This is a genomic window from uncultured Wocania sp. (genome assembly GCF_964021735.1).
Taxonomy (GTDB): Bacteria; Bacteroidota; Bacteroidia; order Flavobacteriales; family Flavobacteriaceae; genus Wocania_A.
Genome location: NZ_CAXIBN010000090.1, coordinates 1 through 13,039 on the forward strand (window position 1 = coordinate 1; position 13,039 = coordinate 13,039).

16 protein-coding genes and 1 tRNA gene are annotated in these 13,039 nt (G+C 29.5%); 8 read left to right on the forward strand and 9 right to left on the reverse strand.

Annotated features, from left to right (window positions below; translation table 11 throughout):
• The coding region (locus AADI82_RS09320) for an integrase core domain-containing protein (RefSeq protein ID WP_341216175.1) at positions 1-352 on the forward strand (352 nt) is incomplete at its 5' end.
• Between the two features lie 683 nt (positions 353-1,035).
• On the opposite strand, the gene AADI82_RS09325 is transcribed toward AADI82_RS09320, so the two are convergent.
• Positions 1,036-1,314, reverse strand: coding sequence for a hypothetical protein (locus AADI82_RS09325; RefSeq protein WP_341216176.1), 279 nt, complete (start codon positions 1,312-1,314; stop codon positions 1,036-1,038).
• Positions 1,315-1,706: 392 nt separating this feature from the next.
• Here AADI82_RS09325 and AADI82_RS09330 point away from each other — a divergent pair.
• From AADI82_RS09330 to AADI82_RS09355, 6 genes are all read left to right on the forward strand, one after another.
• Positions 1,707-1,791 (forward strand) — tRNA-Leu (locus AADI82_RS09330).
• Between the two features lie 102 nt (positions 1,792-1,893).
• A complete protein-coding gene (locus tag AADI82_RS09335; RefSeq protein ID WP_341216177.1) occupies positions 1,894-2,793 on the forward strand; it encodes a MerR family transcriptional regulator in 900 nt (299 codons plus the stop codon).
• A gap of 45 nt (positions 2,794-2,838) precedes the next feature.
• On the forward strand, positions 2,839-4,302 hold the full coding sequence (gene crtI / locus AADI82_RS09340) for a phytoene desaturase family protein (protein ID WP_341216178.1): 1,464 nt from the start codon (positions 2,839-2,841) through the stop codon (positions 4,300-4,302).
• A 5-nt stretch (positions 4,303-4,307) separates the two neighbouring features.
• Positions 4,308-5,147: a phytoene/squalene synthase family protein gene (locus AADI82_RS09345; RefSeq protein WP_341216179.1), complete on the forward strand. Its 840-nt coding sequence runs from the start codon at positions 4,308-4,310 to the stop codon at positions 5,145-5,147.
• Positions 5,148-5,156: 9 nt separating this feature from the next.
• Positions 5,157-5,606, forward strand: coding sequence for a sterol desaturase family protein (locus tag AADI82_RS09350; RefSeq protein ID WP_341216180.1), 450 nt, complete (start codon positions 5,157-5,159; stop codon positions 5,604-5,606).
• A gap of 14 nt (positions 5,607-5,620) precedes the next feature.
• Complete coding sequence (locus tag AADI82_RS09355; protein ID WP_341216181.1) at positions 5,621-6,769, forward strand: lycopene cyclase family protein; 1,149 nt, start codon at positions 5,621-5,623, stop codon at positions 6,767-6,769.
• A 7-nt stretch (positions 6,770-6,776) separates the two neighbouring features.
• Here the strand turns inward: AADI82_RS09355 and AADI82_RS09360 are convergent, their stop codons facing one another.
• The 8 genes from AADI82_RS09360 to AADI82_RS09395 form a co-directional block, all read right to left on the reverse strand.
• Complete coding sequence (locus AADI82_RS09360) at positions 6,777-7,334, reverse strand: TlpA disulfide reductase family protein (protein WP_341216182.1); 558 nt, start codon at positions 7,332-7,334, stop codon at positions 6,777-6,779.
• A gap of 81 nt (positions 7,335-7,415) precedes the next feature.
• Positions 7,416-8,294, reverse strand: coding sequence for an anti-sigma factor (locus AADI82_RS09365; RefSeq protein WP_341216183.1), 879 nt, complete (start codon positions 8,292-8,294; stop codon positions 7,416-7,418).
• Positions 8,295-8,367: 73 nt separating this feature from the next.
• Positions 8,368-9,039 (reverse strand): Crp/Fnr family transcriptional regulator, encoded by a 672-nt coding sequence (locus tag AADI82_RS09370; protein WP_341216184.1) that lies wholly within the window; start codon positions 9,037-9,039, stop codon positions 8,368-8,370.
• Positions 9,040-9,157: 118 nt separating this feature from the next.
• A complete protein-coding gene (locus tag AADI82_RS09375) occupies positions 9,158-9,589 on the reverse strand; it encodes a DUF5606 domain-containing protein (RefSeq protein WP_341216185.1) in 432 nt (143 codons plus the stop codon).
• A gap of 55 nt (positions 9,590-9,644) precedes the next feature.
• The gene (def, locus tag AADI82_RS09380; protein ID WP_341216186.1) at positions 9,645-10,235 is read right to left on the reverse strand and encodes a peptide deformylase; all 591 of its coding nucleotides are present in this window, start codon (positions 10,233-10,235) and stop codon (positions 9,645-9,647) included.
• Positions 10,236-10,350: 115 nt separating this feature from the next.
• Positions 10,351-10,941, reverse strand: coding sequence for a T9SS type A sorting domain-containing protein (locus AADI82_RS09385; RefSeq protein ID WP_341216187.1), 591 nt, complete (start codon positions 10,939-10,941; stop codon positions 10,351-10,353).
• A gap of 92 nt (positions 10,942-11,033) precedes the next feature.
• Positions 11,034-11,444, reverse strand: coding sequence for a Holliday junction resolvase RuvX (ruvX, locus tag AADI82_RS09390; RefSeq protein WP_341216188.1), 411 nt, complete (start codon positions 11,442-11,444; stop codon positions 11,034-11,036).
• 103 nt (positions 11,445-11,547) lie between these two features.
• Positions 11,548-11,856, reverse strand: coding sequence for a hypothetical protein (locus AADI82_RS09395; protein ID WP_341216189.1), 309 nt, complete (start codon positions 11,854-11,856; stop codon positions 11,548-11,550).
• Positions 11,857-12,186: 330 nt separating this feature from the next.
• Here AADI82_RS09395 and AADI82_RS09400 point away from each other — a divergent pair, with 330 nt between their 5' ends.
• The gene (locus tag AADI82_RS09400; RefSeq protein ID WP_341216190.1) at positions 12,187-13,002 is read left to right on the forward strand and encodes a 2,3,4,5-tetrahydropyridine-2,6-dicarboxylate N-succinyltransferase; all 816 of its coding nucleotides are present in this window, start codon (positions 12,187-12,189) and stop codon (positions 13,000-13,002) included.
• The last annotated feature ends 37 nt before the right edge of the window (positions 13,003-13,039 follow it).

Here is a 13,039-nt window from a genome sequence, read left to right on the forward strand (position 1 = left end):
TAAAGGCTGTGTGAGAGCACTAAATAAGGCCATTTATCAAGCTAAAAACATTAAAGAACTCATACACCACTCTGATAGAGGAATACAATACTGCAGTAACGTATACACTCAAATATTAAAAAGAAAAAAGATAAATATTAGTATGACTGAAGAAAATCATTGTTATGAAAATGCGATGGCAGAACGTGTAAATGGTATTTTAAAAGATGAATTTTACTTAGACCAAACCTTTGATAACGTGAGTCACGCAAAGAGAGCTGCAAAAAATGCAATTAATTTATACAACGAAATAAGATTACATTTATCTTTAGACTATAAAACACCGAATATGGTATACAAATTATCAGCCTAAATTCAATTTTAACCTGTAGCCGTATTTCAGGACAAGACATTTGAATGCAGCCTATGTATGATATAAAAAACTTTCCTCAACTATTAAAAAACCTTCTTACTATATCTTTGTTATTGCCGTTTTGGTACATTGCTATATACATATAACCTTATCTAATGCTTTATTTGAATCTTTTCCAATAAAACTTGTTCTATAATGCTGTTATTATTGTACAAATTGTTATGATAACAAATTAGGTCCTAATGATTATTTACTAAATAATATTTTAATTGAATAAAGACCTATTTAAAAAGAGTACATCTAAGTACATTAACTATCTTTGAATTCTGAATGCAATTGCATTCATTTTTTTAAAAACACAATAAGGTGCGCTAATCGGTACCTGTATTTGTTAAGCATACATTAACTTTTTGAATATCAACTGTTTAAAATAGTGATTCGAGCCCCAGCCCGGTCACAAAAGCCTGAAAACATTAAGTTTTCAGGCTTTTTTATTTTACTTACTTTTCAATTACCCTCTATTATTAGGGTCAAAAAAGTGAATTACCTTGTGCGTGTGTGTGTTTGAAAATAACTGAAGAATGATATATAATTTTAAAGTATTTAAACCTCTTTTCTAATTATTAGTCACTCTATGTTACAAAACACAAACTATGTATCCCAAATTTAAAAATAGGAAGTTTTTACAAAAAAATAAACTTGGTAGCCGTAAGCTCAATTCTGGGAAATAGGCTACTAAAAATAACACCATTATCATCGCTATAAATAAGGTAATAAGTTTGTTGCGCAAATGAATTTGGTAAACCAACCTTTCCATTATGATATCCTGCATAACTACATGTTGGTAATATATGTACACTGCTATTAACTTGAGCATCTATAAAGCTTATTGGGTTTTGTGCTTCTAACTGCATTTGAAATAGAAATAAGCAAAACAGGGTAAAATGTGGAGTACTATTCATAATAATCTTATTAATAACAATTATTTTAGAATTAAATTTACAAATGCTCCCAAATAGTACACAGGGGTTAGCAGACCAAAAAAAGGTTATTTTAATTTAATTATTAATTCAGGCAGAATTTAATACTGTTAAAAGCTAACTATAAAACACCAATCTGCTCAAATAAATCAATTTGCACACTAGCCACTAAATTATTAGAATACATATAACTTCTATAATTTTTTAGCTTATTTTGATATAGTAAACACGAACATTGATTATATTTGATTTTTAAATACAATAGCATTCATTCAAGTTCATTTAATTTTAAAATACAATAAGATGTGTTAATCGCTGCTTATATTTGTTAAGTATATTCACTTAACTTTTCTACTTTTATACACTTTATTTTTGCGCACGTGGCGGAATTGGTAGACGCGCTGGCTTGAGGGGTCAGTATCCGTTTAGGATGTGGAAGTTCGAATCTTCTCGTGCGCACTTTTACCTTAAAAACTATTCTTCAATTTAGTTAATTATCATATTTTTTTATTGATTTATTGATTATTATTCATATGTTTGTTTAACATAAATTGATTATTAATGAACAATATTCAGGTTAACTTCAGTATAAAAGATCTAGAAAATCTTACTGGTATAAAGGCTCACACTATTAGAATCTGGGAAAAACGTTATAATTTACTTAGCCCAAATAGAACAGAAACTAACATTAGAAATTACAGTTTAACTAGCTTACAGAAGCTATTAAATATATCTTATTTAAATAATAATGGACTAAAAGTCTCAAAAATTGCTAATTTAAAAGACGAAGAAATACCAATAAAAGTTAGAGAAATTGCATCGAGAGCAAAAGTTGAAGACCACGCCATTAATGCTTTAAAAATGGCAATGATTAATTTTGATCAAGTCCTTTTTTACAGCACTTACAATAACCTCCTTGAAAACAAAACCTTTAGCGAGATATTTTATACTGTCTTTTTACCCTTACTAAACGAAATAGGTTTGCTTTGGCAAACAAATACTATTACTCCTGCACACGAACATTTTTTATCTGTACATATAAAGCAAAAAATTCTTTTAAATATTGAAAGATTGCAAAGTTTAGAACCAAAACCAAAATCTAAAACTTTTGTCCTGTTTTTGCCAGAGAATGAAATTCATGACATTGGATTACTATTTATAAACTATCAGTTAAGAAGTAAAGGTTACCATACTATTTTTCTTGGAGAAAGTGTCCCTATGAATAGTCTTGTAGGATTACTTGAATTTTTTGATGACATTACATTTGTATCTTATTTTACAGTATATCCTGAAGTTGAAAATATTCAAAACTATATTAATAAGTTTAATGAGTTACTTTTAAAAAATAGATCATCTGATTTGATGATTTTAGGATCAAAGCTTGCTTCAGTTGATTTATCTAATCTGCCAGAAAAAGTTAAAACCTATAATTCAATAGAAGGTTTAGTTAAACATTTATAAATATTTTATAAATTTGTTTAACTTTTTTATATATTTGTTAAACAAATGAAACATACTATAAACATAATAGGTTCCGGATTTTCTTCATTAGCAGCATCTTGTTACTTAGCAAAAGCTGGTTATAACGTAACAATATTTGAAAAAAATGCAACTATAGGTGGTCGAGCAAGACAATTTAAAAAAGATGGATTTATTTTTGATATTGGCCCAACATGGTATTGGATGCCTGATGTTTTTGAACGATTCTTTTCAGATTTTAACAAAAAACCTTCAGAATATTATACTCTTGAAAAGCTAAATCCTGCCTATAGCGTTTATTATGGTAAAGACGATTTTATAACTATTGAAGACACGCTAGTAAAAATTACAAAAGCCTTTGAAAAAGAGGAACCTGGTAGCTCAAAAAAATTAAATAAGTTTATAAAAGACGCTAAAGATAATTATGACGTCGCTATAAAAGATTTAGTTTACAACCCAGGAATTTCTCCTTTAGAACTTATTACACCAGCAACTATAAAAAAAATAAATCAATTTTTCAGCACTATTAAAAGAGATGTTAGAAAAGAATTTAAAAATGACAGATTGATTAAAATCTTAGAGTTCCCTGTTTTATTTTTAGGAGCAAAACCTAGCGATACACCATCGTTTTATAGTTTTATGAATTATGCCGACTTTGGCTTAGGCACTTTTCATCCAAAAAAAGGGATGTATCAAGTTATATTAGCTATTGAAAGTTTAGCAAAAGAACTTGGAGTAAATATTAAAACCAAATCACCAATTGATAAAATTATAGTTGAAAATGGAGAAGCAAAAGGCATCATTTCAAACGGTAAAACCTATCTGTCAGATATTGTATTAAGTGGTGCAGATTATCATCATACCGAAACACTCTTAGACAAACCATACAGACAATACTCAGAAAAATATTGGAGCAAAAAAACATTCGCCCCTTCTTCTCTTATATTCTATGTTGGGTTTAATAAAAAATTAAAACATGTAAATCACCACACTTTGTTTTTTGATGTTGACTTTGAAACGCATGCCAAAGCTATTTACGATACACCTAAATGGCCAGAAAACCCACTTTTTTACGCTAGTTTTCCTAGTAAAACGGACTCTAGTATTGCGCCTAAAGGAAAAGAAGCTGGTATATTTTTAATTCCGTTAGCGCCAGATATTAAAGATACACAAGAACTTAGAGACCTATATTTTGAAAAAATTATATCTCGATTCGAAAATTTGACTTCTCAAGAAGTAAAAAATGACATTATATTTAAAGAAAGTTTTTGTTTAAAGGATTTTATAAAAGATTACAACTCTTATAAAGGTAATGCTTATGGTATGGCTAATACATTATTACAAACAGCCTTTTTAAGACCTAAATTAAAAAGCAAAAAAGTGAAAAATTTATTTTTTACTGGACAATTAACTGTACCAGGTCCAGGAGTACCACCATCGTTAATATCAGGAAAATTGGCAGCAAATTTAATTACTAAACAACATAGTTAAAACATATGAAATCACTTTTTGATACCATTTCTTATAACTCAAGCAAGCTTGTAACTAAAACCTATAGCACATCTTTTTCATTAGCTACAAAAATGCTTTATTCTAGTATCAGATCTCATATTTATAATATTTATGGTTTTGTGCGTTTTGCAGATGAAATTGTAGATTCTTTTCACGATTATAACAAAGAAGAACTTTTTAATAGATTTAATGAAGATTTAGAACTTGCCTTAAAAAATAAAATTAGCTTAAACCCTATATTAAATTCATTTCAACATACTTACCATAAGTACAACATCGATAAGGATTTAGTAGATGCTTTTATGAATAGCATGAGAACAGATTTATACAAAACTAAATATTTAACCGAAGAAGAATTCAAGGCATACATTTATGGATCGGCTGATGTTGTTGGGCTAATGTGCTTAAAGGTATTTGTCAAAGGTGATAACGAAAAATATAATGAGCTAAAGGAAACTGCTATGGCTTTGGGTTCTGCTTTTCAAAAAGTGAACTTTTTAAGAGATCTAAAAGCAGACTTTGAAGGTTTAAACAGAAGTTATTTTCCAAATACCGATTTAAAAAACCTGGACGAAACTTCAAAACAAAAGATAATTGACGACATAGAGTTAGATTTCGAAAAAGGATTAATTGGCATAAAAAAACTACCCAACGAAGCTAAATTTGGTGTATTTATGGCATACAGATATTACAGACAGTTATTGAAAAAATTAAAAAAAACACCAGCCTTACAAATTAAAAATGCACGTATTAGAGTCTCAAATCCTAAAAAAGTTGAACTTTTAATGCGTAGTTATATAAAATATCAACTAAATTTAATGTAATTTTAAGCTATGCAAACTTTACTTTGGATACTTGTTTTTTTAAGTACTTATTGCTTTATGGAATTTATGGCGTGGTTTACTCATAAATACATTATGCATGGTTTTTTATGGAGTTTACATAAAGATCATCATAAAAAAGACCATGACGGTTGGTTTGAGCGTAATGATGCTTTTTTTATTTTTTACGCCATAGTTAGTATTACTTTTTTTTTACTTTGGAAATATAATGACTTTTGGATTGGCCTGCCCATTGGTATTGGCATTTTTGCTTATGGCTTATCGTATTTTATTGTGCACGATATTTTTATTCACCAACGTTTTAAACTCTTTAGAAACGCCAATAATTGGTATGCAAAAGGTGTAAGACGCGCTCATAAAATACATCATAAACATTTAGGGAAAGAAAAGGGTGAATGCTTCGGAATGCTGTTTGTGCCTTTTAAATATTTTAAAAAGTAAACTTTTTATTTTAGATGTCCAATAACTCCTATTTCGATTACATTATCATAGGAAATGGTTTAGCAGGTTTACAACTGGCTTTAAAAATGGTTTCCAATGCTTTTTTTGATAATAAGCAAATTGCGTTAATTGATTCTTCTGAAAAAAACGTTAATGATAAAACTTGGAGTTTTTGGGAAACAGAATCTTCACAATGGAATAATATCATTCACAAATCTTGGAACAAAGCCTCAGTTATCACTTCAAAAAAAGCAATCGATTTAGAGCTTAAACCTTATACTTATAAATCCATTCGTTCTATTGATTTTTATAAAGAAGCTAAAAATCGGCTCAAACAAAATCCTAATATATATTTTATAATAGATAGCGTAAAATCGGTTAAAGAAGAATATGAAAGTATAGTTGTTACAGCTAAACAAAATACTTTTACGGCCTCTCATGTTTTTGATAGTCGAATTCCTGAGACTTTTTCTAATGATTCAAAACATAGCATTTCCATAACACAACATTTTAAAGGTTGGATTATTAAAACAGAAACTGATGTTTTTGATGAAAATAAAGTTATTATGATGGATTATCGGTTAAAAGACGGCAATCAAACTACATTCACTTATGTGTTACCTTTCTCGAAAACCGAAGCTTTAGTAGAGTTTACTTATTTTACTGAACAACTTGTAAATGACGAAGTTTACAATAAATACATTAAAAATTACATAAAAAAATATTTAAAAATTGATAATTACACTATTATTGAAACCGAAACTGGAAAAATACCAATGACTATTTTTCCTTTTGATAAATACAATACGAACCGAATAACAAAAATTGGAACTGCTGGCGGTTGGGTAAAAGGCTCAACTGGGTATTCGTTTAAACACACCGAAAAAAAAGTTGCTAAAATAGTTGAGAATATTAAAGCCAATAAAACACCTTCAAACCACTTGTTTAAAAGCAAATATAAGTTTTATGATAAAGTGTTTTTAAAGGTTTTAAAAGATGAAAACCATAAAGGCGAATGGATTTTTCAACAGTTTTACGATAAAAATTCCGTGGAAACAATGTTTAAATTTCTTGATGAAGAATCTTCTTTTATTGAAGAATTAAAAATTATGTGGTCACTATTTTCTTGGAGTTTTATAAAAGCATTTTTTAAAACACTTTAGTTAAAAATCATTTTAATAAATCGTCAATAGTCTGTCTAACCGAATCACTATTCCAATTGGCAGCACCAGTTTTATCAATAACAACCTTACCTTGTTTATCGATTAAAAAAGTTCTTGGGATACCTCTTATATTAAAAAAATCTGATTTTGAAGCTTCTTTATAAACTTTAAAAGTGTAGTTGTTTTTTTCTAAAAATGAATTAATAGTTTTAAACGATTCATCTGAAACAAATACAAATTCAATCTTATTATTATAATCATTATAAAGCTTTTGAAGACTCGGCATTTCTGCAATACATGGCGGACACCACGTTGCCCAAAAGTTTACTAATACAACTTTTCCTTTGACATCTTCAAAATTAAGAATTGTTCCGCTTTCATCTTTAAGCTTCCAATTGTAATCTGTTATACTAGATTGCTTATTCTCATTTATTACTGGTGGACTAATTAGCGCCAATCCTTTTTGTAAAAATACTTGTATAGGTTTTCGTGTTTGCGGAATTAATAAAACCGCAAAAACAATTAAAAAAATTATATTATTCCTCTTTGATTTGGTAATCTTCATAAGTCTTAAATAAAAAAAGCATAGTTTCTAAGTCGAAACTATGCTTAAAATCTAACAAAAACAAAGTATTTAAAATACTTTTTATCTAGATACTGTTCCTGCTAAAGAAACAACTGGGCCAGTTCCCATATTTAAAACAGTATGATTCATCACATCTGTAGGAACTACATGAGCTAAAGGCTTTAATGTAAATGGTGCTGGGCTATTATCTGGGCTTGGCTCAACAGAAATTACTATGGTTGCGCCTTTTAAATCTGTTGGAAAAGTAACCCCGGCTGGTGCATTTTGTAAAAAGTCTTCTCCAGGAAAAAATCCATCTGCTCCATTTGGTGCTGGTAAAGGTTCGCTACCACTAAACGGAGCTGCATCATCGGTTGCTGCTACTTTTGTAAATGTTCCAGTACTTAACGGCTTACCTCCTACTACAGCCCAACCTTCGTACTTCCAGCCTTCAGGTAGTTCTGGCAAACTTAATCCAGCAACAGGAGGTGGTGCATTGGTGTTATCTAAAAACCAAACGCCACTAGCTTCGTTAGTATCATCCATATCTGTTGGAGTTGCTAAAATATACTTTCCAGAAGCTGTACTAAAATCAGCAACAATACCTTTAGAGCTTACAGCAGCAGATTTACCAGAAAAATCTCCAGCTAAAATTTTTGTCGCAGCTGGAGCAGGGTCTGAATCTACTTTAGGTTCTATTGAAAGTACAAATTTTGTAGCCTTTGCCAATTGAGCTGCGTCAACAATAAAAGTTTGCGGAAATGCAACTGAAGAAAAAGTTCCTGTAGAAACTGGAGCTCCATCTACAATAATCCAACCTTCGTAAACATAATCGCTACCTAATTCTTCTAAACCTGTTAGGTTTAAAGTTAAACCAGTAGTAGTTGGTCCATCATCATTACTACAAGATGTAGTTAAAATTCCTATTGCTAATATTGCAAAAAACATTTTTTTAATCATCGCTATTTTTTTAAAATTATTTATACTTCAAAAGTATAGCACGATAATTTTATAAAATGTTAGCCATCTAACATTAAGCAATTTTTTTATGAATTCTTATTTCTTTTCTTGAAAACTCGATAACTTTCTCTTCTTTTAACTCATTTAAAAGAATATTTAAAGTAGGTCGAGATGTGCCGATTAGTGAAGCTATATCTTTTTGAGTATAAGGGTGATGTATAACTTTATCTCCAGTTTTTTCGCAGTCGTAACCATAATCTGAACATAACTCATCTAAAAATTCAACAAGTCGTGTTTTAGCATCTTTAAATAATAATAACTGAAGTCGACGTTCTAATTTCTTTAATTTGAAACCAATAACTTTATATATTTTAAAACTAAAAGTTTGATTATTTCGCATTAAATCATGCATAGTATCTACTGATATTGGACAAATACTTGTAGTATTATCAATAGATTGGGCAAACTCTTCTCTAATAGATTCTCCTAAAATAGCGGTTTCTCCAAACAATTCGCCGCGAGTTAAAATAGCTTTAACGACTTCATCTCCTGCTTCGCTATAATAACCAATTTTTACTTTTCCTTTTTCTATAAGATATACTTTATTTGCTGAGTCTTCTTCAAAATATATATAGTCTTTCTTTTTGTAGGCATCAAAATCATGTTCAGCTTTGTAGGCTTTAAACTTATGGGGACATAATACTTTAAAAAGATTCACATCATCAAAGAACCAAAGTGATTTCATTTTGCAAATAGTTTTTGTTAGTGTTTTAAGGTCGCTTTTAGGTTTAACTCCTTACAAATAAGGCGTAAAAAAACCTCCGTTTATAGAGGTTTTTTTTATGTAAAATAATTAATTTGCATTACTCTTCTTCATCATGAATTTTTACCTCATTGTTTTCATCATCTAAAAGACTTAGCATATTATGTTGATGTAATAAATTATACCATTGCAAAACCTTTTTGATGTCGCTTGCATATACTCTATCTTCATCATAGTCTGGCAAAACATCAAAAAAATATTCTTCTAATTTATCTTTGCTATCTTTTGGTTTAACACTTGTTTGTTCTCCCTTTTCTTTATCTTTAATATTAGCAAAAACTTGTCTTAAAGGAACCTCTTCTGTTAAGGTATAAATAGCTATTTCACTTAAAACACTAACATTTTGTTGTACACCGACTGATATACGTTTGTTATCTATTAACGATTCTGCTACAAAACCGCCTCTTGTTTGTGCTATTAATCTGTATAATCCTGGTTTCCCAGAAATAGCTAAAACTTTATCTAAACTCATAAATTATTATTTAAAAAGTGGCAAATATCAATTGTTTAATAATATAGTGCAACTATTATCGTTTCTTTTTTTGATCAGGAAAACGCATCCTGTAATCAACATTAATTTTTCCTTTTGATATGTTCTTTAGCTTTCCTTTTATTAAACGCTTTTTTAAACTCGATAATTTATCGGTAAATAATATGCCTTCTATGTGATCGTATTCGTGTTGAATTACTCTAGCAATTAACCCTTCAAAAACTTCGGTATGTTTTTTAAAATGCTCGTCAACATATTCAACCGTAATTTTTGGTTGTCTAAATACATCTTCTCTAACATCTGGAATACTTAAACAGCCTTCGTTAAAAGCCCATTCGTCGCCTTCCTCTTTAATTATTTTAGCATTTATAAAAATGCGTTTAAAATCTTTTAGCTCATTTTGCTCATCTTCAGTAAGCTCGTCATCTTCAGAAAAAGGTGTAGTATCGACTAAAAACAAACGAATTGGCAATCCTATTTGAGGTGCAGCTAAACCAACACCAAAAGCGTTGTACATTGTCTCGAACATATTTTCTAAAAGTGTATCTAAATTTGAATATTCTTTTGTAATATCTGCACTTTTCTTCTTTAAAACTGGGTCACCATAGGCTACAATTGGTAAAATCATTACGGTTACATTATTTAATTTTTGCAAAAATACAATACTTACTAGTTACTTGGTGGTTTTTGAGCATAAAAAAACTCCTTTTAAAAAGGAGTTTTTAGAAATAATAATATTTTGATTATTTTGCTACTACTATTTTTCGAATTGCCGTAGCATTTTGAGTTGATACATTAAGAATGTATACTCCATTTTCTAAATTAGCAATGTTTATCTCTTTATTGTCTTGGTTACTAATCTTATCTTGAATTATTTTTTTTCCTGTAATACTGAATATACTTATGTCTGCTTTTACAGGAAAAGCAAATGATAATTTTATTGAACTATCATTATTTAAAGGATTAGGGTATACATCTAAACTAGAATTTAAAGCGAATTCATCTATAGGCAATGTTCCACCAGAGTATGAGCAATTTTCATCAAACCCAGATGTTACATTAAAATCTTGCCCTACAATAGCTGGTCCACTTGTAAGATTATAAACAGAAATCGTCTCAGAACATGATGAAATTTCTAGAGTAAATGTAGAAACTCCATTAACTACAATAGTAGTAGGTCTATTTACACAAAAAGATGTTGCTGGAGAGTAAGAAAAAATAATCTTAGTGCCTCCAGCAGAAGTAGTGCCTCCAGCATCTGGACATGGTTCTGCATAAACTTGATTAAAACTTAAAAAAGTAATTAATAATAACAAAAGGTAATTTTTTTTCATCTGTTTTTATTGTTAAGGTTAAATATTATTATTTCAATAATAACAGTATAAATATATCCCTTTTCTTACAAATAAAAAAATATTTACAACTATTATTTAGAGTATAAATAGCTTTGTAAAATAAGAGTTGCACTAATCTCATCAACCAAGGCTTTATTTTTACGCTGTTGCTTTTTTAAACCGCTATCTATCATGGTTTGAAATGCCATTTTGGAAGTAAAACGTTCATCAACTCTTATAACAGGAATATTAGGAAATTGTTTCTCAAGCTTTACTAAAAATGGTTGAATTAGTATTTCATTTTCAGAAGCTGTATTATCCATCTGCTTAGGCTCTCCTACTAAAAATAATTCAATCTTTTCTTTTTTTATATAATCTTTTAAAAACTTAATAAGCTCTTTAGTATATACTGTAGTAAGTCCAGAGGCAATAATCTGTAACTCATCTGTTACAGCTATTCCTGTTCGTTTCTTACCATAATCTATTGCTAAAATACGTGCCATATCTAGTTTTATTCAAAAATAGTGTATTAAAATAAAAAAGACTGCCTTTACAGACAGTCTCTTAAATAATTTAACCTTAATTATTAATATTTGAACTTTATTTTTATGCTACTTTAGCTTTATTTATTTTAGGAAATAACCATTTAATATTTTCAACCTTTCTTACACGGTTTAAATATACTCTAATATCACTATTAGTTTTTGCTACATTTTCTTTTACTTCAACAGTATTAGTTTTAGCTTCCTCTTTATTTACTACATTATTATCACTTTTAATAGTAACAGTAACGTCTTCATCATTATCAGAAACTGTAATAGTATTTTCAGTTTCAACTTTTACCACATTGTCTTGTGCGCTTGCAAAAGAAAAAGAAAGTAATAAAATTAATAATATGTAAATATTTGTTTTCATCAGATTTGGTTTCGTTTGATGGTTCAAATATAGAAGCGCATTAAAGCTTAACCCAATAAATTAGTTGTAACACATTGAATTTTCGTTTATTAGAAAACGGTAGGACTTCTATCGATAAATAGTTGAACGGCGTGTTTTTAACGATTAAAAACACTTAAAATGCATTTCGTCGATTGATTCATTTCCTTAAAAGTGAAAGTCGACTTTAATTTTTTAAAAAATTCGTTTTTTATAGTTGAAATTTTTACCAAATACGCAATCCATATTATAGCCATTTCACGCTCTATTTTCAATCTTAGACATTATATTTGCTTAAAATTATAAACACCAATGACAGAATTACAACAAACCATTGAAAGCGCTTGGAATAATAGAGAGCTTTTAAAAAAAGAAACTACTACAACTGCTATTAGAAGCGTTATTGATTTATTAGATAAAGGCGAATTACGAGTTGCTGAGCCTATAGCAAACGGATGGCAGGTTAACGAATGGGTTAAAAAAGCTGTTGTTTTATACTTTCCTATACAAAAAATGGAAACTATTGAGGCTGGCCCTATGGAGTTTCATGATAAAATACCATTAAAAAGGGGTTATGCTGAAAAAGGAATCCGTGTGGTGCCACATGCAGTTGCAAGACATGGTGCATATATTTCTAGCGGTACTATTTTAATGCCTAGCTATGTAAATATTGGTGCTTATGTTGACGAAGGCACTATGGTTGATACTTGGGCAACGGTTGGAAGTTGTGCGCAAATTGGTAAAAATGTACATTTATCTGGTGGCGTTGGTATTGGTGGTGTTTTAGAACCTTTACAAGCTGCGCCAGTAATTATTGAAGATAATGCTTTTATAGGATCAAGATGTATTGTTGTTGAAGGCGTTCGCGTAGAAACCGAAGCTGTTTTAGGGGCTGGTGTTGTTTTAACTATGAGTACTAAAATTATTGATGTAACTGGAGATGAACCTATTGAATATAAAGGAAGAGTTCCTGCACGTTCTGTGGTTATTCCTGGTAGTTACGCTAAAGAATTTGCTGCTGGTAGTTATAATGTACCATGTGCTTTAATTATTGGAAAACGTAAAGAAAGTACGAATAAAAAAACATCGCTTAATGATGCGCTTCGTGAGCATAACGTAGCGGTTTAAAAATTTATAATATATTAAGACTGTTTGAAAAGTAAAA